This is a genomic window from Aedoeadaptatus ivorii, assembly GCF_900638585.1.
GTDB lineage: Bacteria > Bacillota > Clostridia > Tissierellales > Peptoniphilaceae > Aedoeadaptatus > Aedoeadaptatus ivorii.
This window is the reverse complement of sequence record NZ_LR134523.1, coordinates 431833-455000: the sequence shown is the minus strand read 5'-3', so window position 1 is coordinate 455000 and position 23168 is coordinate 431833. Positions and strand designations below refer to the sequence as shown.

15 protein-coding genes, 1 tRNA gene and 2 rRNA genes (1 of these 18 running past the window's edge) are annotated in these 23168 nt (G+C 53.0%); 1 reads left to right on the top strand and 17 read right to left on the bottom strand.

The window, feature by feature from the left end; translation table 11 throughout:
* The 17 genes from EL294_RS02190 to EL294_RS02110 all read right to left on the bottom strand — a co-directional run.
* Window positions 1–506, bottom strand: a 23S ribosomal RNA gene (locus tag EL294_RS02190) (it extends 2343 nt beyond the left edge of the window).
* Window positions 507–632: 126 nt separating this feature from the next.
* Window positions 633–708: transfer RNA gene (locus tag EL294_RS02185), tRNA-Ala, on the bottom strand.
* Between the two features lie 75 nt (window positions 709–783).
* Window positions 784–2311 (bottom strand): 16S ribosomal RNA (locus EL294_RS02180).
* The 16S and 23S rRNA genes sit together here with 1 tRNA gene alongside, the layout of an rRNA operon.
* 431 nt (window positions 2312–2742) lie before the next feature.
* Window positions 2743–3015, bottom strand: a complete 273-nt coding sequence (locus tag EL294_RS02175) for a GNAT family N-acetyltransferase (RefSeq protein WP_126464890.1) — start codon at window positions 3013–3015, stop codon at window positions 2743–2745.
* 129 nt (window positions 3016–3144) lie between these two features.
* On the bottom strand, window positions 3145–4191 hold the full coding sequence (locus EL294_RS02170; protein ID WP_126464889.1) for an LCP family protein: 1047 nt from the start codon (window positions 4189–4191) through the stop codon (window positions 3145–3147).
* 684 nt (window positions 4192–4875) lie between these two features.
* Complete coding sequence (locus tag EL294_RS02165; protein WP_331852446.1) at window positions 4876–5703, bottom strand: IS3 family transposase; 828 nt, start codon at window positions 5701–5703, stop codon at window positions 4876–4878.
* Entirely contained in the window at window positions 5672–6010 is a 339-nt protein-coding gene (locus EL294_RS02160) for a transposase (RefSeq protein ID WP_232006493.1), read from the bottom strand. Before EL294_RS02160 ends, EL294_RS02165 begins: the two co-directional genes overlap by 32 nt.
* Window positions 6011–6294: 284 nt before the next feature.
* Window positions 6295–7488 carry an elongation factor Tu gene (tuf, locus tag EL294_RS02155; protein ID WP_126464729.1) on the bottom strand — a complete coding sequence of 398 codons (1194 nt, stop codon included), beginning with the start codon at window positions 7486–7488 and terminating at the stop codon, window positions 6295–6297.
* A 15-nt stretch (window positions 7489–7503) separates the two neighbouring features.
* Window positions 7504–9591 (bottom strand): elongation factor G, encoded by a 2088-nt coding sequence (gene fusA, locus EL294_RS02150; protein WP_126464887.1) that lies wholly within the window; start codon window positions 9589–9591, stop codon window positions 7504–7506.
* Window positions 9592–9606: 15 nt separating this feature from the next.
* On the bottom strand, window positions 9607–10077 hold the full coding sequence (gene rpsG / locus EL294_RS02145) for a 30S ribosomal protein S7 (protein WP_126464886.1): 471 nt from the start codon (window positions 10075–10077) through the stop codon (window positions 9607–9609).
* 96 nt (window positions 10078–10173) lie between these two features.
* On the bottom strand, window positions 10174–10590 hold the full coding sequence (gene rpsL, locus EL294_RS02140) for a 30S ribosomal protein S12 (RefSeq protein ID WP_126464885.1): 417 nt from the start codon (window positions 10588–10590) through the stop codon (window positions 10174–10176).
* Window positions 10591–10756: 166 nt separating this feature from the next.
* Window positions 10757–11296 carry a biotin transporter BioY gene (locus EL294_RS02135; protein ID WP_126464884.1) on the bottom strand — a complete coding sequence of 180 codons (540 nt, stop codon included), beginning with the start codon at window positions 11294–11296 and terminating at the stop codon, window positions 10757–10759.
* Between the two features lie 98 nt (window positions 11297–11394).
* Window positions 11395–14934, bottom strand: coding sequence for a DNA-directed RNA polymerase subunit beta' (gene rpoC / locus EL294_RS02130; RefSeq protein WP_126464883.1), 3540 nt, complete (start codon window positions 14932–14934; stop codon window positions 11395–11397).
* 47 nt (window positions 14935–14981) lie between these two features.
* On the bottom strand, window positions 14982–18677 hold the full coding sequence (rpoB, locus tag EL294_RS02125) for a DNA-directed RNA polymerase subunit beta (protein WP_126464882.1): 3696 nt from the start codon (window positions 18675–18677) through the stop codon (window positions 14982–14984).
* Window positions 18678–18876: 199 nt separating this feature from the next.
* Window positions 18877–20229 carry a VanW family protein gene (locus tag EL294_RS02120; RefSeq protein ID WP_126464881.1) on the bottom strand — a complete coding sequence of 451 codons (1353 nt, stop codon included), beginning with the start codon at window positions 20227–20229 and terminating at the stop codon, window positions 18877–18879.
* The gene (gene nth / locus EL294_RS02115) at window positions 20222–20872 is read right to left on the bottom strand and encodes an endonuclease III (RefSeq protein ID WP_126464880.1); all 651 of its coding nucleotides are present in this window, start codon (window positions 20870–20872) and stop codon (window positions 20222–20224) included. The genes EL294_RS02120 and nth overlap by 8 nt, the downstream gene beginning before the upstream one ends.
* Window positions 20873–20879: 7 nt before the next feature.
* The gene (locus tag EL294_RS02110; RefSeq protein WP_126464879.1) at window positions 20880–21791 is read right to left on the bottom strand and encodes an epoxyqueuosine reductase; all 912 of its coding nucleotides are present in this window, start codon (window positions 21789–21791) and stop codon (window positions 20880–20882) included.
* Between the two features lie 59 nt (window positions 21792–21850).
* On the opposite strand from EL294_RS02110, the gene rodA reads away from it, so the two are divergent.
* Complete coding sequence (gene rodA, locus EL294_RS02105; RefSeq protein ID WP_126464878.1) at window positions 21851–23107, top strand: rod shape-determining protein RodA; 1257 nt, start codon at window positions 21851–21853, stop codon at window positions 23105–23107.
* The last annotated feature ends 61 nt before the right edge of the window (window positions 23108–23168 follow it).

The window sequence follows — 23168 nt, the reverse complement described above, 5'->3', positions numbered from 1 at the left end:
TCTATTTCACTCCCCTCCCGGGGTTCTTTTCACCTTTCCCTCACGGTACTTATGCGCTATCGGTCACCAAGGAGTATTTAGCCTTAGGGGGTGGTCCCCCTGTATTCCCACCGGGTTTCACGTGCCCTGTGGTACTCGTTTAGAGTGGTTGTGACTTCTTCGTATACGAGACTGTTACCCCCTACGGTTCGCCTTCCCAGGCGATTCTACTCGTCGTCACTTCCGTATCTCAATTCGGGCTCTACCCCGTTCGCTCGCCGCTACTTAGGGTATCGAGGTTTCTTTCTTTTCCTCGGGGTACTTAGATGTTTCAGTTCCCCCGGTATTCCCTCCTAAGGCTATGAATTGACCTTAGGATCCTTTGAGGCTATCAAAGGGGGTTTCCCCATTCGGAAATCTGTGGATCAAAGTGTATTTGCCACTCCCCACAGCTTTTCGCAGCTTATCGCGTCCTTCATCGGCTCTTGGTGCCAAGGCATCCACCGGATGCTCTTTCTAACTTGACCTAAATTGATCTGTTTTGATCCAATCGTTGAAATTGTAATCTTAAAAAATTTGAAGATTTGATTCTTACGATGTTCTCGTTGATTGTGTATGTGATTGTCAAGGTTCAATGCACATCCGAAGATGTGTGGTGGAGATGAGGAGATTCGAACTCCTGACCCCCTGCTTGCAAGGCAGGTGCTCTCCCAACTGAGCTACACCCCCATATATAATTAAAGGTATAAGAGAAGTAACCATCTTTATGGCGCCTCGCCCGCAGGCGAGGGCCGTTTTCCTTAGAAAGGAGGTGATCCAGCCGCACCTTCCGATACGGCTACCTTGTTACGACTTCACCCCAGTCATTAACCCTACCTTCGACAGCTGCCTCCTTGCGGTTGGCTCGCTGGCTTCGGGTATTGCCAACTCCCATGGTGTGACGGGCGGTGTGTACAAGACCCGGGAACGCATTCACCGCGGCATTCTGATCCGCGATTACTAGCAACTCCGACTTCATGCAGGCGAGTTGCAGCCTGCAATCCGAACTGGGATCGGCTTTTTGAGATTCGCTTAACATCGCTGTCTCGCTGCCCTCTGTACCGACCATTGTAGCACGTGTGTAGCCCGGGACATAAAGGGCATGATGATTTGACGTCATCCCCACCTTCCTCCGATTTATCATCGGCAGTCCTTCCAGAGTTCCCGCCATAATGCGCTGGCAACTGAAAGTAAGGGTTGCGCTCGTTGCGGGACTTAACCCAACATCTCACGACACGAGCTGACGACAACCATGCACCACCTGTATTGCCGTTTCCGAAGAAAACATTTTATCTCTAAAATTGGCGACAATATTTCAAGTCCCGGTAAGGTTCTTCGCGTTGCTTCGAATTAAACCACATGCTCCGCTGCTTGTGCGGGTCCCCGTCAATTCCTTTGAGTTTCATGCTTGCGCACGTACTCCCCAGGCGGAGTGCTTATTGTGTTAACGACGGCACCGAGGTTTGACCCCCGACACCTAGCACTCATCGTTTACAGCGTGGACTACCAGGGTATCTAATCCTGTTTGCTACCCACGCTTTCGTTCCTCAGCGTCAGTTGAAGTCCAGCAAGTCGCCTTCGCCACCGGTATTCCTCCTAATATCTACGCATTCCACCGCTACACTAGGAATTCCACTTGCCTCTCCTTCACTCAAGCTCGACAGTTTCCGATGCTTACGAAGGTTAAGCCTTCGCCTTTTACATCGGACTTGCCGAGCCGCCTGCGAACCCTTTACGCCCAGTAATTCCGGACAACGCTCGCCCCCTACGTATTACCGCGGCTGCTGGCACGTAGTTAGCCGGGGCTTCCTCCTATGGTACCGTCATTATCTTCCCATAGGACAGAGCTTTACGACTCGAAAGCCTTCATCGCTCACGCGGCGTCGCTGCATCAGGGTTGCCCCCATTGTGCAAGATTCCCCACTGCTGCCTCCCGTAGGAGTTTGGACCGTGTCTCAGTTCCAATGTGACCGTTCACCCTCTCAGGCCGGTTACTGATCGCAGCCTTGGTAGGCCGTTACCCCACCAACTAGCTAATCAGACGCGAGGCCATCTCTCACCGCTGTGACTTTAACCACTGTAACAGGCGTTACTGTGGTCTCATACGGTATTAATCCCGGTTTCCCGAGGCTATCCCGTTGTGAGAGGCAGGTTCCTCACGCGTTACTCACCCGTCCGCCGCTAATCCGCTCTTCTTCACCCCGAAGGGATCCGAAGAGGTTCATCGCTCGACTTGCATGTGTTAGGCGCGCCGCCAGCGTTCGTCCTGAGCCAGGATCAAACTCTCAATAAAAACTTTTGAGTTTGCCTAACTCGGATTCACTGACTGTGTTTCCGCTTTAAGCTTAGATGTGTTATGGTTTATTCTCTTATACCATTTAATTAACTTGGTTCAATGTGCCGCTTCGGTGAAGCAGCTTATTTAGTATATCTTCTCGAAAAGACTTTGTCAAGCGCTTTTTAAAACTTTGTTAAGTTTTGTTTACGCTCGCTTTCTCTCACGAGACGACTTATACAGTTTACATCGGATGTAAACTCTTGTCAATGGAAAATTGAAATCTTCTCGATTTCTTTTTTCCTGCCGAAGGCGGATTTGCCCGCCGTTCAGATGACTTTATTATTATACTAGCGGCACATAGGGGTGTCAAGAGACGATTCATCGCTTTTTAGAATTCTGTAAAAGTTGCTTATGCCGCATTTACAAACACAGCGCCGCGTTGTTGACTATCTTTCCAAATATTTGTCGTATTCCGCATCTTCGCGCATCTTCACGTCGACATAGGAGCAGCTGGCGACGACCTTCAAATCGTTGGCCTTGACATACTCCATTAAACGGTCCAGAAGCTTTTTAGCTATGCCCTGCCCTTGCAGCTCCGGCCGCACCACGGTGTGATACGCCTCGACGGTGTGTTCGTCGATCTCGCGGTAGTCCAGATGTGCAGTGGGGCGATCCGCCTCCCCAACATAGAATCTATTTTTGGTTTGCTTGATTTCCATACTATCCTCCTAAGCTGTGGTTGTTTACAAAGGTGTTCGCTTCTTATACCCCATTCTTTGCATAAAAAAAAACACCCCTTCGAATCCTCGGCGAACCGTAGTTCGTTCGCAAATTCGAAAAGGGTGTCTTTATTCTTCGGTTTCGGCTTCCCGCGCCTCTTTCACCGCATCGTCTGTATCTGTGGTGGCTTTTTCCTTCTTGGCTTCTATTTCTCGGAAATAGCTGCCCTTTCCGCCATAAAACCGCTTCACCTGTTCTTGCGCGGTATCTTGATCGACAATGTAGTACTCGACTTCTCCGATCCTTTTGTTTTCTCCGACGAGGGTGTCGGTTTGGATGTCTTCGCCGCCCATCCCCAAGCTGAACTGCGCCAGATACGCCAGTTGGCCGTAGTTCAAATTGGTTTCGACATTCTCGAGGGTGATGTCGATCAACTCCGGAACTTTTAGGAGCATGGCGGGATGCTTTAGCTTGTCAAAAAGCTGCATCATGAATTTTTGCTGGACTTGAATGCGATCTATGTCCTGATTCTCGTAGATCTTCCGAATACGAAGATACCGAACCGCATCGTCTCCGTTCAGCTTCTGTTTGCCCTTCTTAAAATCGATCTTCAGATTGGGTACCACGTAGGTATCCTCGTAGGTATAGTCGAAGGGAATATCGACTTCGATTCCGCCCACGGCGTCTACGAGTCGCTTTACGGCTTCATAGTCTACGGTGGCATAGTAGTCGATCCGCACGTCTAAGAACTCCTCGACCGTCTTTTCAGCCAATGCTTCGCCGCCATAGGCGTAGGCGTGCCCCAATTTGGTCTTTCCCTCGTGTCCCTCAATGTTTACATAGGTGTCTCGGGGTAGGGACAAGAGCTGCGCCCGCTTGGTAACCGGGTCGATGGTCACCAGCATGATCACGTCGCTTCGGGTCGGATTCTTTTCTGCGCTCATATCCGTCGTCGCCGTCTTGTCGATGCCGAACAAGAGGATATGCAGGGGATCGTCGCCGTTAAAGGGATTAGTGGTATCCATGGCGTCGATCTTTTCTTTGGCCTGCGCCACATCCTCTTTGCTGACTTTGCCGCTTTGTGAAAATCCGCCCTGGATCCTGTATCCCAACGCCAGCCCGCCGGCCAGTACCAGAATCGCCAGGGTGACTACGGCAATTTTAATATATTTCATTCTTCCACCTCTTTTTTGTCTCGTTTTATCTTATCGGATCGGTGGATTCTTCGCAATACGCTTCGACGAATCTTATACTTCAATCGGGGTTGCAGCACGATATTTTTCAGGGTCTTTACGCGGACTTTATATGGCCTTTTCGCAGTAAGGGTTTTACGATCGCACGACCGTTCCCATTGTCATCTTGAGCAAGGGACGAAGCCCCGCGTCGAAAGATCTCTCTCCCTACACGGGGTACACAACGAGGCCGATGACGGACCGCGCGACGTACCTTCTCTTTTTTGGGGATAAGACACACAATAGGTACCATACAAACAGGCGTCCCGCAATAGCTAACTGGAGATCCGTTCGACTCCGCCTTCGGCGTCGCTCAGGATGACAGGAATGGGGGTGCAATAGCCTACGGAGCGGCCCGATTCCGCTCAGGATGACAAATGTTTTCCACGTCACATCCCATTGTCATCTTGAGCAAGGGGCGAAGCCCCGCGTCGAAAGATCTCTTTCCCTACAAGAGGTACGCAACGAGGCCGATGACGGACCGCGCGACGTACCTTCTCTTTTTTGGGGATAAGACACACAATAGGTACCATACAAACAGGCGTCCCGCAATAGCACTCGGAGATCCGTTCGACTCCGCCTTCGGCGTTTAATTGGTACAATGTTTTGGACAAACTTTTCCAACTTTTAGTGACGTTCATTCCATTCTTCCATCGGCGTCTTGTATCCAATCGAGGAGTGGGGACGCAGATGATTGTAGTAATAAAAGTAATAATCGAACATCATATCCACTTGGTTTTTGGTGAAGGCGGATATCTTTCCCATCTCCACTTTCATCGTCTGCCAAAAGGTCTCAATAAAGATGTTATCAGCGGGCCGATGCGGCCGGGACATGGAATGGAGGATTCCATTTTCTTCTAATGTCCGATGAAAGTTCTTGCTCACAAACGGACTTCCTCGATCCGTAAGGATCATATACGGTTTTTCATAGCGTTCGAGGGCATCGTTTAATGCTTCCAGTGCCACCGCTGTATTGTTCTTCGAGGATTTCGCATATCCCACCAAGACTTTCGATTGTATCGAAAGAATGCCACAAACGTAATACGTTTTGTTTTCCACTTTTATTTCCGTAAAATCGGTGGACCAAATTTCTTGCTTCTTTTCCTGCGAAGAAAGTTTGGCATACAGATTTTCCTGAATATAGCGCTTTGTATGGGGACTTGTGTGGACATTGTGGATTTTCTTCCTGCCGTATTTTGCTTGCAAGCCATTCATTTTCAGAATACGGGAAATTTTCCATTCCGAATAGTGGCAATCTTCCTTTTCCAAGATCTTTTTTAAATGTCTACGACCAAAAGACCCGTGATGGCGATGAAATGCCTCTATCACCAGACGCATCTCTTCTTTGGAATATAGGGGCTTCAGGGGATGTTTCAAGCGATAATAGTAAGAAGATCGGGGGATTTTTATGATTTCGCATACTTTACGCAACGGATATTGGCATAAATGGACAATGGCAAAGTTTATTTTGTCTGTTGTCGGCGCGCAAAGTATGCTTCGGCTTTTTTAAGATTTCGTTCTCCATTTTGAGTTCTTCGATTTCTTTTTTCAATGCTTTGAGCTCATTCCCGGGAACAACTGCTTTGGAATCAAAAGCAAGCGGACCGTTTTTCTTAAATTCCTTTACCCAACGCCATACAGTCTGTCGGTTCAGATCATAAATCTCACAGATTTCTTTCGTGGAGTAGATATTTGACAGCTTCTTTTCCACGATATCGAGTTTGAATTCTTTTGTGAAAACTCTTCTGCTTCCTTTCGACATATGTCTCCTCCTTTGCTGAGGTAACTAAGGCCGTGTCTAAAATCATTATACCAGCTACCCTCCGCTCAGGATGACAATTGTTTTTTCACGAACCGCCCTCTTTGTCATCTTGAGCAAGGGACGAAGCCCCGCGTCGAAAGATCTCTCTCCCTACAAGGGGTATGCAACGAAGCCATTGCCGAAACGCACGACGTACCCTTTGTTTCTAATAGCGCACAACGCCACCACAGCCATTTACCCACAAAAAAAGAACGCGGCGTGCCGCGCTCTTTCTCTTTCGGTTCTTATTCGACGATTTTGGAAACGACGCCGGATGCGACGGTTCTGCCACCTTCGCGGATTGCGAAGCGCAGGCCTTCGTCCATGGCGACGGGGGTAATGAGTTCTACGGAGAAGGTTGCGTTGTCTCCGGGCATTACCATTTCTACGCCTTCTTGCAGGCTGATGTTACCGGTTACGTCGGTGGTTCTGAAGTAGAATTGGGGACGGTAGCCGTTGAAGAACGGGGTGTGACGTCCACCTTCTTCTTTGCTCAGGACGTAGACTTCGGCTTCGAATTTGGTGTGGGGGTGAATGGTGCCGGGGGCTGCCAATACTTGTCCACGTTCGATTTCGTCTCTTTGGACACCACGCAAGAGGAGGCCTACGTTGTCGCCGGCTTCTGCTTGGTCGAGTTGTTTGCGGAACATTTCGACACCGGTGACGACGACGCTTCTCTTTTCGTTGGTAAGGCCGACGATTTCTACGTTGTCGTTGACTTTGATGGTACCCATTTCAACACGACCGGTGGCTACGGTACCGCGACCGGTGATGGAGAAGATGTCTTCTACGGGCATGAGGAAGGGGTGGTCGACGTCGCGAACGGGGTCGTCGATGTATTCGTCGACGGTTTCCATAAGGGCGACGATTTTGTCTCCCCATTCTCCGTCCGGATCTTCGAGGGCTTTCAGGGCGCTACCCACGGTGATGGGGGTGTTGTCGCCATCGAAGTCGTATTCGTTCAAGAGGTCGCGCACTTCCATTTCGACGAGTTCGATGAGTTCGTCGTCGTCGACTTGGTCTTGTTTGTTCAAGAAGACGACGATTTTGGGTACGCCTACTTGACGGGACAAGAGGATGTGTTCACGGGTTTGGGGCATGGGGCCGTCTGCCGCGCTGACGACAAGGATCGCACCGTCCATTTGTGCCGCGCCGGTGATCATGTTCTTGACGTAGTCGGCGTGACCCGGGCAGTCCACGTGGGCGTAGTGACGCTTGTCGGTTTCGTATTCCACGTGGGAGGTGGAGATGGTGATGCCGCGTTCTCTTTCTTCGGGGGCTTTGTCGATGTTTTCGTAGTCTACGAATTCACCGCTGCCGAATCTCTTGTTGAGAACGTAGGTGATCGCTGCGGTCAGGGTGGTCTTGCCGTGGTCGACGTGACCGATGGTGCCGACGTTTACGTGCGGTTTCGTTCTTTCAAATTTTCCTTTTGCCATAATTGTCCTCCTGCTTTACGCTTCTTTATTTTTGTTCTTTCCGTTGAGCACTTCTTCCGATACGTTCTTCGGAACTTGTTCATAGTGGTCGAATTGCATGGAGTAGTTTGCACGACCTTGGGTGTTGGAACGCAAGCTGGTTGCATAGCCGAACATTTCCGCAAGGGGTACAAAGCAGGTGACGATTTGCGCGCCGCCTACGAGTTCCATACCTTCCATACGACCTCTACGGGAGTTGATGTCGCCGATAACATCCCCCATATACTCTTCAGGCGTAGTGATTTCGACCTTCATGACCGGTTCAAGAAGAATCGGATTCGCCTTGGAAAGCGCATCTCTCAGAGCCATGGAGCCGGCGATCTTAAACGCCATCTCCGAGGAGTCGACGTCGTGGTAAGAACCGTCGTAAAGGCTAACCTTTACATCGAGTACTTCATAACCGCCGAGAATCCCGTTTTGCATGGTCTCTTCGATACCTTGTTGGGTCGGTCCGATAAATTCCTTTGGAATGCTACCGCCGACGATGTTGTTTTCAAATTCAAATCCTCCGCCGGCTTCCAAGGGCTCGATGCGGATTTTGGCGTGGCCGTATTGACCGCGACCACCGGATTGACGTACGAATTTTCCTTCGCCTTCTGCGGCGGAGGTGATGCCTTCTCGGTAGGATACCTTCGGGCTGCCGATGTTCGCTTCGACTTTGAATTCGCGGAGCAGGCGGTCGACGATGATGTCCAAGTGCAACTCGCCCATGCCCGCGATGATGGTTTGTCCGGTCTCTTCATCCGTATAGGTACGGAAGGTCGGGTCTTCTTCCGACAGCTTTTGCAAACCGATGGACATTTTGTCTTGCGACGCCTTGGTCTTCGGTTCGATAGCTACGGAGATAACCGGTTCCGGGAATTCCATCTTTTCGAGGATAATTTGCTCTTTTTCGTCGCAGAGAGTGTCCCCGGTCGTGGTGTCTTTCAATCCTACGGCCGCGGCGATTTCTCCTGCATAGATTTCGTCGACTTCTTCTCGCTTGTTGGCGTGCATCAAGAGGATACGACCCACGCGTTCTCTCTTGCCCTTGCTGGAGTTATAGACATAACTACCCGCTTTTAAGGTACCGGAGTAGACGCGGAAGTAGGAGAGCTTACCTACATAGGGGTCGGTGACGATCTTAAATGCCAATGCGGAGAAAGGTTCTTCGTCCGATGCGTGGCGCTCGTCGGTCTCTTCGCTGTCGGGCAGTACGCCGCCGATGGCGGGTACGTCCAGGGGAGAAGGAAGATAGTCGAGGATCGCATCCAACAGGAGTTGAACCCCTTTGTTCTTGTAGGAAGACCCGCAAGTTACCGGGGTCATTTCTACGGCGAGGGTTCCCTTACGAATGGCACGTTTCAGATCCTCTTGGCTAAATTCTTCCCCTTCGAGATACGCCATCATCAAGTCTTCGTCGAACTCGGATACTTTTTCGACGAGGTTTTCTCTCCACTCTTCTGCCAAAGCCTTGTATTCTTCGGGAACTTCGGTGATTTCGATTTCGGTTCCCATGTCGTCTTTGTAGATTTCAGCTTCCATGGTAACGAGGTCGATCATCCCGATAAAATCTTCTTCGGCGCCCGTGGGAATTTGGATGGGAACGGGATTTCCGTGGAGTTTTTCGTCGATGGTCTTTACGGAACGGAAGAAGTCCGCGCCGGTGACGTCCATCTTATTGATGTGGGCAATTCTGGGTACGTGGTAGCGATCCGCTTGTCTCCAAACGGTTTCGGATTGCGGTTCTACCCCGCTCTTCGCGTCGAAAAGTGCGACCGCACCGTCGAGTACCCGCAGGGAACGTTCCACTTCTACCGTGAAGTCGACGTGGCCGGGGGTGTCGATGATGTTCAGCCGATACCCCTTCCAATGGGCCGTTGTCGCGGCAGAAGTGATGGTGATCCCTCTCTCCTGCTCTTGTTCCATCCAGTCCATTTGTGCCCCACCGTCGTGGGTCTCGCCGATCTTGTGAATGCGACCGGTATAATACAGGATACGCTCCGTCGTCGTCGTTTTACCGGCGTCGATGTGCGCCATGATTCCGATATTGCGTACTTTCTTAAGCGGCACTTCTCTAGCCACGTATTTTCCCCTTTCTTACCATCTGTAGTGGGCGAAGGCCTTGTTGGCTTCAGCCGCACGATGCATTTCGTCTTTTCGCTTGACGGCGCCGCCCAGTCCGTTGGAAGCATCCATAATTTCTTTAAAAAGACGTTCTACCATGGTCTTTTCGCCGCGTTGTCTCGCATAGCGGATAATCCAGCGAAGACCCAGGGTTTGTCTTCTTTCGGGACGCACTTCCATGGGGACCAAATAGGTCGCACCGCCGATACGGCGGGATTTTACTTCCAACACCGGCATTACATTGTTGAGCGCTCTGTAAAATACTTCGAGTGCTTCTTCGCCGGTGGTTTCATGTACGGAATCCAGGGCTCCGTAAACAATTTTTTGTGCCGTGCCGCGCTTGCCGTCCAACATAACGTTGTTGATGAGTTTGGTGATTACGACATCCTCATACACGGGATCGGGCATGACCTCCCTCTTGGGGATATGTCCTTTTCTTGGCATTCTCTTCCCTCCTTAACTATTGGTTGAGAAAAATCATCGGTACTCGACAAATGTCGTGTGCCAAGAGCATCTATGAAAATAGTTTGTGCTCTTTGATTAGTTCGATTTCGGTTTCTTCGCTCCGTATTTGGAACGAGCTTGCATTCTTCCGTCTACGCCGGCGGTATCGAGGGAACCGCGCACGATGTGGTAACGCACACCGGGGAGGTCCTTAACACGGCCGCCGCGAATCAATACGACACTGTGTTCTTGCAGATTGTGTCCGATTCCGGGGATATACGCCATTACTTCGTATCCGTTGGAAAGACGTACACGGGCAACCTTACGAAGCGCGGAGTTCGGCTTCTTCGGGGTTACGGTACGTACCGCCACGCAAACACCTCGCTTTTGCGGGGAGTTGACCACGGTTTGTTCTTTCTTCAAGGAATCGTAGTTGAAGCCCAAAGCCGGAGATTTGGACTTGGTCTCCATCTTCTTTCTACCTCTCTTGACGAGTTGATTAATTGTAGGCACTGAGTGCACCTCCTTTGAAATAAAGTAAAATCTAACAGCACAAATCGATTTTCACTCATGAAAAACTACCCTTTCGGGTAGTTCCACGTTCCTGTCGATTTACACTCGAGTAGTATACCACCATTTATGCCGTTAAGCAAGGTTTTTACCCGATTTTCGGGATTTTTCACGATCCGATAAAGGCATTCAGCTTTCCCGTCGCATAGATCCGTTCGCTGACCCAGGCGGCGAAGGCCGCTTTTAATGTATCGATGGGCAAAAATCCCGCCATCGCTACGAGCGCCGGCTTTATCCCCCCGCTGTGGATCGACATACTCAAAAGGCCGGTCAGATTGATAAGCACCGCGCCGAAGAGAAAATAGACGATAAAAAATGTAAGGAAGTTTCGCTTCGTATATTTTTCGAGCGCAAGGCCCACCAAGAAGGGCGCGAGCACATAGCCGATAAAAAAGCTCCCCGATATGCCGAAAAATACCGCCGCGCCGCCGCGACCGCCGGGAAGCACCGGTAAACCCAATGCCACGGCGAGGACAAAGACGGCGGCGGTGAGAGTGCCGTACTTTTTCCCGAGGATGCCCCCGGCCATAAACAGCATCATATTCTGCAGCACCACGGGCACGCCGACGGGCATGGGGATGGCGATCATGCCGCTCAGTATAATGAGGGCTAAATACATGGCGACGGTGGTCAAATGTTTTGTTTTCATAAGAATACCTCCGAATAATTTTACAATACGTATTGTAAAATTATTCCACGTTTTGGCCGTCCCGTCAAATAAAAAACTCCGCTTTCGCGGAGCTTTTGTTATGCCTGTGCCTCTTCCAGCAGTTTGAAGTTTTCTTCTGCGAGGTTTTCCTCCTCCAGATAGACTTCGGCGTTTTTGCGCACGCCGGTACCCGCCGGAATCAGTTGGCCGATAATGATATTTTCCTTCAGGCCCTGCAGATAGTCCTGCTTGCCTTGGATCGCCGCATCGGTAAGGACGCGGGTGGTCTCTTGGAAGGAGGCAGCGGATAAGAAGGATTCCGTCGCAAGAGACGCCTTGGTGATTCCCAACAGGGTGGGCTCGCCGATCGCCGGACGAAGTCCTTCTGCTTCGGCTTCTTCGTTTGCCCTCTCAAAGCGCAATTTGGTGACCATGCTGCCGGGAAGGAGTTCGGTGTCTCCCGCATCTTCGATGCGCATTTTGCCCATCATCTGTTTGACGATGACTTCGATGTGCTTGTCGTCGATGTCTACCCCTTGCAGTCGGTATACCCGCTGCACTTCTTTTACGATATATTCCTGCACGCCGGTGACGCCCTTTACCCGCAAGAGGTCTTGGGGATAGACGGAACCCTGCGTGAGTTCTTCGCCTTTTTCTACGTAGTCTCCATTTTTCACGCGGATGCGCGCGCCGTAGACGACATTGTAGGATTCGGATTCGCCGTTTTCACCGGTGATGACGATCTCGCGCTTCTTCGCGGTCTCTTTGATTTCTACGGTACCGTCGATCTCCGCGATGATGGCAAGCCCTTTGGGCTTACGCACCTCGAAGAGTTCTTCAACCCGGGGAAGACCCTGGGTGATGTCCGCCGCCGCCGCGACCCCGCCGGTGTGGAAGGTACGCATGGTCAGCTGGGTACCGGGCTCGCCGATGGATTGTGCCGCGATGACGCCCACCGCCTCGCCGATGCCGACGGTTCTGCCGGTGGCGAGGTTTTGGCCGTAGCACTTGGCGCAGACGCCGTGCTCGCTGTGACAGCCGAGGATGGAGCGAATTTTTACGCTGTCGATCCCCGCTTCGACGATGGCATCGGCCATATCGCCGGTGATGAGTTCGTCCGCATGGGCGAGGACTTCTCCGGTTTCCGGATGAAATACGTCTTCGTAGGCGGTTCTGCCGGTGATCCGATCGCCCAGCTCTTCAATCATCTCGCGGCCGTCCTTAAAGTCCTTGGCGACGATGTATTCTTTCGTGCCACAGTCGTCTTCGGTGACGGTAACCTGTTGCGACACGTCGACGAGGCGTCGGGTAAGATATCCGGAGTCCGCCGTTCTCAGCGCCGTATCCGCTAGACCTTTCCGAGAACCGTGGGTCGACATAAAGAATTCCAATACGTCGAGACCTTCGCGGAAGTTCGAAGTGATCGGCACCTCGATGGTACGACCCGAGGGCGATGCCATCAGGCCCCGCATACCGGCGAGCTGCCGAATTTGGTTCTTGGAACCCCGCGCGCCGGAATCGGCGAAGATAAAGATATTGTTGAGTTCGCCAAAGCCTTCCATAACCTTATTCGTCAGGTGGTCGGTCGCCTCGTTCCAAATGTCGATGACGTGTTCGTAGCGCTCTTCGTCGCTGATAAGGCCCTTGCGGAACGCCTTTTCGTATTTGGTAACATCCGCATCGGCTTTGTCCAGAATTTCCTGTTTCTCTTCGGGGATCTCGACGTCGCCCATGGAAATGGACATGGCGCCGATGGTGGAGTAGTGGTACCCCATGCTCTTGATCTTATCGAGGAACTCCGCCGTCTCCAGATTGTCGTGGAGCTTATAGCAACGGTCGATGATTCTTCCGAGGAGCTTCTTGTCGATGGTCTTATCGACTTCGAGACTATACGGATCTTCCTTTCGGTTTACGAAACCGAGGTCTTGCGGAATGACCTCATTGATCAAAAAGCGTCCCACGGTGCTCTCTACGATCTTTCCGCGCTTGTCCTCGGCGTCCTTAAAGCGACGCACCTTGACGTGGGAGTGCAAGTGCAGATAGCCGCTTTCGTAGGCGTGGATCATTTCGTCGACGTCAGTAAAGGTGTAGCCGTCGCCCTTTACGGCGTCCTTTCGGTCGAGGGTGAGATAATAGGTTCCCAAGACCATATCCTGAGAAGGCGTGGTGATGGGCTTACCGTCTTTTAGGGCCAAGATATTGTTGGTGGAGAGCATCAATAGACGCGCTTCCGCCTGGGCTTCCGCCGAAAGGGGCAAGTGGACCGCCATTTGGTCGCCGTCGAAGTCGGCGTTGTAGGCCGTACACGCCAAGGGGTGCAGCTTGATCGCCTTGCCCTCTACGAGCACGGGTTCAAACGCCTGGATCCCCAATCTGTGCAGCGTAGGCGCCCGGTTCAGGAGAACGGGATGGTCTTTGATGACATCGTCCAATACGTCCCACACTTCGGGGCGCACCCGCTCTACCATGCGCTTTGCGCTCTTGATATTGTGGGCGAGTTCGCGCTCGACGAGTTCGCGCATCACAAAGGGCTTAAAGAGCTCGAGCGCCATATTTTTCGGCAGACCGCATTGGTAGAATTTCAGCTGCGGACCTACGACGATAACCGAACGACCGGAGTAGTCGACGCGCTTTCCGAGGAGGTTTTGACGAAAGCGCCCTTGCTTCCCTTTGAGCATCTCCGAAAGGCTCTTGAGCGGCCGATTGCCGGCGCCGGTGACGGGGCGGCCCCGTCTGCCGTTGTCGATCAATGCGTCTACGGATTCTTGCAGCATACGCTTTTCGTTTCGTACGATGATTTCCGGTGCGCCGATGTCCATCAGCTTGCGCAGCCGGTTGTTTCGGTTAATGACCCGTCTATACAGGTCGTTTAAGTCCGAGGTGGCAAAGCGCCCGCCGTCGAGTTGCACCATGGGGCGCAGCTCCGGCGGAATAACCGGGATGCAGTCGAGGATCATCCACTCGGTCTTATTGCCCGATTTGCGGAATGCCTCGATAACTTCGAGTCGACGGGTAATGCGCACCCGCTTTTGTCCGGTGGCATCTTCCATCTGCTCGCGCAATTCCTTGGCGATGGCATCGAGATCCGTACGACGCAAAATGTCGCGGATCGCCTCGGCGCCCATCTTCGCCTCGAACTTGTCGCCGAATTCCTTGCGGTATTCGCGGTATTCGGTCTCGGTCAAAAGCTGCTTTTCGTAGAGATGGGTTTCGCCCGGCTCTACCTTGGTTACGATATACGAAGCAAAGTACAATACCTTCTCCAGCGCCCGGGGGCTGATGTCTAAAATCAGGCCCATGCGGGAGGGGATGCCCTTAAAGTACCAGATATGGGAAACCGGAGCGGCCAGTTCGATATGGCCCATACGTTCCCGGCGCACCTTCGCCTTGGTGACTTCGACGCCACATTTTTCGCAGACGACGCCTTTATAGCGGACTCTTTTATATTTTCCGCAGGAACACTCCCAGTCCTTGGTGGGACCGAAGATCTTTTCGCAGAACAGACCTTCTTTTTCGGGTTTTAAGGTTCTGTAGTTGATGGTCTCGGGTTTTTTTACCTCCCCGTACGACCAGGATCTGATTTTTTCCGACGAGGCCAATCCGATTTTAATGGAATGAAATAGTTCGTTATTGCTCAAGGAGCACTCTCTCCTTTCCTATATGCAGTGCGACTTCGTGGGACGGATTATTCTTCATCCGCATCCTCTGTAAAGCCTTGGGGGATCGCGTCGCCGGAAATCTTGCGGATGCCCGCAAGCGGTTTTGCGCTTCTCTTGCCTTCGATCAATTCCCCTGCGTCTTCTCCTTCGATCTTGCCGTCCATATTGTCCAAGTGGTTCAGTTCTTCGTCGTCGTGGCTGAGATCCACTTCTTCTTCATTTTCGTCCAGTACCTTGATCTCCAGAGCGAGGGCTTCGAGTTCCTTGATCAATACCTTAAAGGATTCGGGAATGCCCGGCTGGGGAATGTTTTCGCCCTTGACGATGGCCTCGTAGGTCTTGACCCGGCCGACGATGTCGTCGGATTTTACCGTGAGCATCTCCTGCAGGGTATGGCTGGCGCCGTATGCCTCCAGCGCCCAAACCTCCATCTCCCCGAACCGTTGCCCGCCGAATTGGGCGCGGCCGCCGAGGGGTTGCTGGGTGACGAGAGAGTAGGGCCCGGTGGAACGGGAGTGAATCTTTTCGTCGACCAAGTGGTGCAGTTTCAACATATACATATAGCCTACGGTGACCGGGTTGTTAAACTCCTCTCCGGTGCGTCCGTCGCGGAGTTGTACCTTGCCGTCGGCGGAAAAACCCGCTTCTTCCAAGGTGTCAAAGATATCCTGCTCGTTGGCGCCGTCGAATACCGGCGTCGCCACGTGCCAGTTCAGTTGTTTCGCCGCAAGGCCCAAGTGGACCTCGAGAACTTGTCCCAAATTCATACGGGAGGGAACCCCGAGGGGGTTCAGTACGATCTGAATGGGACGGCCGTCGGGCATATAGGGCATATCTTCCTTGGGCAGTACCCGAGAGATGACGCCCTTGTTGCCGTGGCGACCGCACATCTTGTCGCCCACCTGAATCTTGCGCTTGGTGGCTATATATACCCGCACCATTTCGTTTACGCCGGGTTGCAGTTCGTCGCCGTCCGCGCGGCTGAAGGTCTTGACGTCTACGACAATCCCCGCTTCCCCGTGGGGCAGACGCAGAGAGGTGTCACGCACTTCCCGCGCCTTTTCGCCGAAGATCGCCCGCAAGAGCCGCTCTTCCGCCGAGAGCTCGGTTTCGCCCTTGGGCGTCACCTTGCCCACCAAAATGTCGCCGGGGTTTACCTCGGCGCCAACGCGGATAATGCCCCGCTCGTCGAGATCTTTGAGCATATCGTCGCCCACATTGGAAATATCGCGGGTAATCTCTTCCGGTCCGAGCTTTGTATCGCGTGCCTCGGATTCATATTCTTCGATGTGGAGGGAGGTGAGAACGTCGTCGATGACCAGCTCTTCGTTGATCAGCATCGCGTCCTCGTAGTTATAGCCTTCCCAGTTCATAAAGGCGATCAGGATATTTTTCCCCAAGGCCATCTCGCCCAAATCGGTGGAGGGTCCGTCGGCGATGATTTCGCCGCGTTCTACCTTTTGTCCGGTCTTGACGATGGGCCGCTGATTAATGGTGGTGCCTTGGTTCGCCTTTTCGAATTTATGGAGCGTAAAGACCACATCGTCCGTGCCGTCGTCGGGCGTCACGGTAATGGAGCTGCTGCTCACTTTAGAAATGGTGCCGTCGCAGGTGGAAATCACGCAGACGCCGGAGTCCCGGGCCGTCTTGTACTCGATGCCCGTCGCCACGATGGGCGCTTCGGTTTTTAAGAGGGGCACTGCCTGCCGCTGCATGTTCGAGCCCATCAACGCACGGTTCGCGTCGTCGTTTTCCAAAAACGGAATCATGCTGGTCCCTACCGCGACGATCTGTTGCGGCGAGACGTCCATATAGGTAATGTCTTCGCGGTGGAAGATATCCACGACCCCTTCGTGTCCCCGGGCGATAACCCGCTCGTTTACGAAGCGTCCGTTTTCGTCGATCTTTTCGTCCGCCTGGGCGATGATATTTTCGTCCTCGATATCGGCGGTGATGTACTCGATCTCGGAGGTCACGACGCCTTCACCCTTTTTTACCTTGCGGTAGGGCGCCTCGATAAAGCCGTATTCATTGATGCGGGCATAGGTCGTAAGCGAGGTAATCAACCCGATATTCGGACCTTCCGGCGTCTCGATGGGGCACATCCGGCCGTAGTGGGAATTGTGGACGTCCCGTACCTCCATGCCGGCGCGGTCCCTAGAAAGACCGCCTGGTCCCAATGCCGACAGACGGCGCTTGTGGGTCAGCTCCGACAGCGGGTTGTTTTGGTCCATAAACTGAGACAGCTGCGAAGAGCCGAAAAATTCCTTGATCGCCGCCGTCACCGGACGAATGTTGATCAAGGACTGCGGCGTGGACGCATCCGGGTCCTGTACCGCCATGCGCTCGCGAATCACCCGTTCCATGCGGGTCAGGCCGATGCGAAATTGGTTCTGCAACAGCTCTCCCACAGAACGGATGCGGCGATTGCCCAAGTGGTCGATGTCGTCGGTATTTCCGATGCCGTGGAACAGATTGAATTCGTAGTTGACCGCCGCCAAAATATCGTCGATTAAAATGTGCTTCGGCGTCAGTTCCTTATAGTGTAACTTGATCCGCGCGATCAGTTCTTCGCCTTCGTATTCCTCGAGGAGTTCCTTAAGGCGAGGCAGGTAGATTTTTTCCTTAAAGCCCAGGGCTTCAAAGTCCAAATCCAAATCCAATGCCGCGGGATTCACAAAATTGTTGCCCAGGAGCACGAGCTTGCGCTTTTCGCCCGGGTCGTTGATGTCGTCGACGAGGATTTCTACGCGATTGATGCCGGCGTTTTCGATCTCGATTGCCGCCGCGCGATCCACCCGATCCCCCGCCTTCGCCAGGATCTCGCCGGTCTCGCCGTCGATTACGTCTTCAGCGACTACGCGATTTTCGAGACGTTCGCGAAGTGCCAGCTTCTTGTTGAACTTATAGCGGCCCACCTTCGCCATATCGTAGCGGCGGGCATCGAAGAACATATTCTCGAACAGAGACTGGGCGGATTCTACCGTCGGCGGCTCGCCGGGACGCAGCTTCTTGTAGATTTCCAGAAGGGCTTCCTGCTTGTTGCTGGTTTGGTCCTTTTCGAATACCTTTAAAAGCTCCTCGGTCTCTCCCATTAAGCGGGTGATTTCCAGATTGGATTCGATGCCGATGGCGCGGAGTAAAATCGTGATGGGGATTTTGCGGGTTCTGTCGATGCGTACATTGATCACGCCCTGGGCGTCGGTCTCGAATTCCAACCACGCACCGCGGTTGGGGATCAGGGTCGAAGAAAACAGGCTCTTGCCCGTCTTGTCGAGTTCTTCCTTATAATAGGCGCCGGGGGAGCGAACCAGTTGACTGACGACGACCCGTTCCGCCCCGTTGATGACGAAGGTGCCGGTGTCGCTCATCAGGGGCAGATCCCCCATAAATACTTCCTGTTCCTTTACATCGCCGATTTCCGTGTTGATCAGGCGGACCTTTACCTTCAAAGGCGCCGAATAATTGGTATCCTTCTGTTTGGCTTCTTCGAAGTCGTATTTCTTATCGTCGGATACGTAATAGTCTACGAATTCGAGAATCAGATTGCCCGCGAAGTCCTCGATGGGCGAAATATCTCGAAATACCTCTTTCAGACCTTCGTCGATCAGCCACTGAAACGAAGAGGTCTGCACCTCCAACAGATTGGGGATCTCCAACACATCGTCGATCCTCGAATAGCTCATTCTCTCCCGTTTGCCGTATTGAACAGGATGTACCATCTGAATTCCTCACCCCTCACAAATTCCTCGGAAAACAAAAAATGTATGTGTAAGTATTCGTACAGAGTTGCCCCGCCAAAAAAAGCTTACATATACATCGTCTTCCATTGCTGCTGCCGTCATTTCCATGCTTCGTTTTATTATTATGCAATTTATTATATTATCATGAGGCGCAATATAAAACAAGGGGAAAATCGTATTAATTTTCCCCTACCAGTATTTTCCCCGCCGAAGGCACATAGCGGGAAGTAAATGCGAGTTCGCGCCGCACTTCCCGTCCGCCCTCTTTGAAAATTCGATATGTCTTATACACCGATCCGTCTACGGCGGGCACCTCTACCCTTTCTTCTCCCGCCTTTAGCTGAGAAGAAAGCTCCCGCTGTTCCCCTGCGGGAATGGTCGCCACGCGCTCGGTAGCGAGTTCGATGGCATCGGGCTTTTCCGCCTTGGGCCCGTAAATCTTACACACCAGTTCCTTGCCGTCTGCCCGCATTTCGATATATACCGGCGTCTTGTACGAATTTTTGAAGATCAAATCCTTGTAGCCGTCCACCACTGCGCAATCCAGCCCTTCCTCGGCATAGGGAACGGGGCGGGAATGGTTGAATTTCGTAAGCACCGTAAGCCCCGCCTCTTCCGCCGCATTGTAAAGCGCGGTGGAAACTTGGCAGACGCCGCCTCCGATGCCCGATGCCATTCTTCCGTTTTCTACGATCTCTCCCTTTCGAAATCCGTGGGCTTCGGTGATGCCCCCGATCTCCTGCAGAAAAGAGATTTTTTCTTCCGGCGAGAGCACAATGCGCCGAAAATACGAGGCGCCGTTTTCCACATTTGCCTTGCGGTCGCGGTCGGAATCTGTATAGTCGGAGCGCACCATAGCGAGCACGCCGTCAATCCCCGAAAGTGCCTCGGCACTCAGCGCCGGCTCCTGTGCGGTGGTTTCGATTTTAACGGGCGCGCCGTCATAAAGTGCGAGGGCGTCTTTGGCCGCTTTCACATCGGGAACTTCTCCCGCCTCCCCCTTTTCGATTCGCACCGCATCCCCATTGTCCGCCACCGGACGGGCGGGGAGGGGCAAATCATATAACGTGCCGTCAAAGGAAAAGAGCGTGCGCGCGAGCTTCTTTTCATTGACCGCAAGGGGCATCGCCACTTCGCGCTTGGCAAAACAGGCGCCGATCCGCTCCCACGGCCTCATATCCCGGCTCAGTTTCATCGCGGCCGCCGCCACCGCGCCGGGATCGTAGGAAAGGCCCAGTGCGTGCGCGTCGGTGCGCACAGCGCGCGAACCGGCGCGAAGGGTGATCTCCCGTTCATCGAAGGTCGCCGCGGCATTTTTCAGCGCTGTCTTTGCGCCACTTTCGCTTTTTGTCCCCAAAGACACGCCCTTATAGGTAAGGCCGGGGCTGATTCTTCCAAAAGCGGGGACAGAAATAACGGCAATGACAAACAACAAGACCGCCGTTACCAAGAGGACCCCGTGCTTTATGTGCTTTTTTCGCTTCAAGGCGGCGCGCTTATTTTTTCGATAGTTTTTATAGTTTTCATTCATGGGCTTTCCCGTTCCTCTTATAATATTCGCAATACGGCTTCAAATCGCATTCGCTGCAGAGGGGCGTTCTCGCCTTACAGATGCGCCGGCCCAAAAAGATCAGCAGATGGTGTCCCTTGCTCCACTTCTCTTCGGGCCAGATTTCCATCAGTTGCGCCTCGGTCTTTTCCACCTTGTCGCTCTCTGCGAGGCCGATGCGGTTGGATACGCGAAACACGTGGGTATCCACGGCGATGGCGGGAATCCCCAATACATTCGATGCCACCACATTGGCGGTCTTTCGGCCCACGCCGGGAAGCGTCATCAGGCCCTCGATGGTGGGGGGAATCTCGCCGCCCCAGTCTTCTAATATGGCGCGGGATGCGCCAAGGATGTTCTTTGCCTTATTCCGGTAGACGCCGCAACTTTTGATATAGCCTTCGAGCGTCTTTTGATCGAGTGCGACCATGCGCTCGGGGGTGTTGTATTTTTCGAACAACACCTTCGTCACTTTGTTCACCCGTACATCGGTGCATTGGGCAGAGAGAATCGTCGCCACCAAAAGCTCATAGGGCGTAGTATAATCGAGCTCCGCCCGCGCGTCGGGAAACATCGCTTCCAATCGCGCATATACTTTTTCTGCCGTTTGCTTATCGATTCGCATAGATTCTCTACCTCTTCCTGTCTTTGAAATACGCCCGAATGTACTCGGCGTTTTTCTTCCATTGTCGCGCGCCGCGCCACGCGCCGCTCATATGTCCGAAATTTTCTCGAAAGGTACGATTGCTCTGTGCCTCCACCTCGTCGAGGGGAATGTATGTGCGGGGGTTTTTCGTCTGAAACCGCGCGGGAATGTCGGCATTGAAGGGACATACCGCCTGGCAGATGTCGCAGCCGTAGAGGGAATCGGCGAGGATCTCCCGTTCCCGTTCGCTGAGCGGTCCCCGTTTTTGGGAGAGCCACGAGCGGCACCGCGTGGGCGATAGCCGTCCCGAAGGGTCTATGGCGCCGCCGGGGCAGGCGCGGACACAGCGCATACAGCTTCCGCAGCGACACGTTTCGATCTCCGCCGCCCCATCGCAATCCCGATCCACGAGCAGAAGTCCTATGGTAACATAACTTCCCAATTCGCGGTGAATAAAGTTGCCGTTTCTTCCGATAAATCCACGCCCGGTGCGCGCGGCAAACCCCCGCTCGTATAGGGGACCGGTATCGATCTGCCGATGACAGCGGATCGTGGGGTCCGCTTCTTCTAAAAGCGCCTGCAGGACTTCGATTTTGTGTTTAAGAAGCAGATGGTAATCGACATCGCGCGAGATCCCCGCCAGGCGACCGTAGCCCGCCCGGGGCGCCGACAATTTTCTCTCGAAGGGAATCTGCTCAAAGGCGACATAGACTGACCTGCCCGCGGGGAACACCGCCCGAAAGTCGTAGCGACTTCGGTCGTCCTTGGGTTCAATATCCAGTCGCTCCCCGGCCTCCCTTCGCGCGGCGAGGATCACTTCCATTTCCGTAAGTACCGTAAGGGGGATATGGGCGAGGTCGTGAAAACCCGCTTTGTTTTTGATTTCTTCGAGATCCATCACAAGCCCCCTTCGTTGTTGTATACTTATACTATCATAACCTTTAGAAGGAGGTATACATGCGAAAAGGTATACCCGTTAAAAATTTGAAAATTAAGGCACAACGCATCGCCGACTTCGTGCCCAAAAAGCGGGATGTGGATCTTACGCTGATCTTCTCTGTCCTCGCCATCACCGCCCTGGGCTTTCTCGTCCTATCCTCGGCGACCAAAACCTACGGGAGCGGATCCTACTTATTAAAGCAGGGGGTGGCGACCGCCTTGGGCTTTGCCGCTCTTATGGGGCTTATGGTGTTGGATTACCGCATTTGGAAGCGCTACTACCCGTTCTTATACGGCCTGAGTATCTTGCTTTTGGTGGCGACGCTTCTCTTCGGTCACGGCGACACCACTTGGGGCGCAAAGAGCTGGCTCTCCTTGGGACCGGTGAACTTTCAGCCGGCGGAATTCGTAAAGGTCTTTCTGGTGATCTGCTTTGCCGCCTATCTCGAAACCCACGCCGAGGTCATCAATCATCCCAAGGAACTTATCAAGGCCCTCGTCTTTGCCGGCTTTCCCGTGGGATTGATTCTCCTGCAGCCGGACTTCGGGACCGCCATGGTCTATCTATTTTTTATCGGCATTATGTTGTTTTTTGCCGATCTGGATTGGAAGTATTTTATCGGCGCCGCCGGTGCCGCGATCCTATCGCTGCCCTTTTTCTATGCCCGTCTGGACGAGTACCAGAAAAATCGAATCCTCGACTTTCTACGTCCGGGCGCCAATACCTCGGGGAGCGGGTATCAGGCCTACGAAGGGCGCATCGCCATCGGAAACGGCAAGTTCTTCGGCCGCGGCCTCTACGAAGGCCCGCAGACGCAGTACAATTTTATCCCCACCAAAGAAACGGACTTTATCTTTCCGGTCTTGGTCGAAGAGCTGGGGTTTTTGGGCGGCAGCGTTGTGCTCGCCCTCTACGGTCTCTTGTTTTACCGTCTGCTCGCCCTCTCAAAGATCGCGCGGGATGCGACAGGTCGGCTGATGGTCATGGGCTTTCTCAGCATCTTGTTTATCCACGTGTGGGAAAACGCGGGGATGACCTTAGGACTGATGCCCGTTACGGGCATTCCCCTCCCCTTTATCAGCTACGGCGGCACCTTCCAGTTGGTGAACCTCGCCATGATCGGCCTCTGCCTCAGCGTCCGCTATAATCGAAGCGGAAAGCGCACCGAAGCGGCGAAGATCGATTTCTTGGACGATCTAAAAGACAAACTCGCCGCCTATGGCGAGCGCCAAATTCAAAAAGAACGCCTGCGCCGCGAACGACGCAAAAAATAAGAGAATGCCCGATTTCGGGGACAAAAAAAGAGCCGATGGCTCTTTTTTTATGCGTCTATGG